This window comes from Croceibacterium segetis, assembly GCF_011320115.1.
Classification (GTDB): domain Bacteria; phylum Pseudomonadota; class Alphaproteobacteria; order Sphingomonadales; family Sphingomonadaceae; genus Croceibacterium_B; species Croceibacterium_B segetis.
On record NZ_JAANOZ010000039.1, the window covers coordinates 1 to 571 of the forward strand.

The window sequence follows — 571 nt, forward strand, 5'->3', positions numbered from 1 at the left end:
CGACCCATTGCAGGCATTCCCGGGAGAGGTCACAATGCGGACGTGAAGTTCTCCTTTGCCTTCTGCATTGCTCTGCTGGCCTTTACATCGGGATGCGCCGCTCCCGAGATTAGCGGACGGGAAAAATGCACAGTCGAAGCGGTTGGACAAGAGACAGGGGCCGGTAACCTGAAGGCCACATTGTATGTGCCTGAGACGTTTCTCACGGGTGTCGAAATATCTGACGGCGGAGTCATGATATTCCACCAGGGTTGCGACTTTCCGCTAAACGCGTTCTTTTCTGATGAGACCGCGAACCACATCATCCAAAATGCGCCGAGGAAAACTCTCACTGATAGAAAGAACTTGATCCGTCTCGTGGATGCGTCCCTCTCTATTTGGAAGTTTTCGGATGGGTCGAACGAGACCCGATTTTTCGTTACGCGTGTGCTGGAGATGGCTCCCATCTCCAAACCTCGCAACCCTCGTGACGCTGAACATTATGTTGTGCCCACGAATGGCAGCTAACCCCACTGCGGTCATCCCGCCGGGAAAAGCGGACCTTCAAAGCGGCCCGTCTGCACACGACCCA

Annotated in this window: 1 protein-coding gene; it reads left to right on the forward strand. The window is 54.6% G+C overall.

Features of this window, described 5'->3' with window-relative positions:
- Window positions 1–507: hypothetical protein (locus G7B69_RS16650; protein WP_207786064.1), on the forward strand; the 507-nt coding region annotated here is incomplete at its 5' end.
- Window positions 508–571 lie beyond the last annotated feature (64 nt).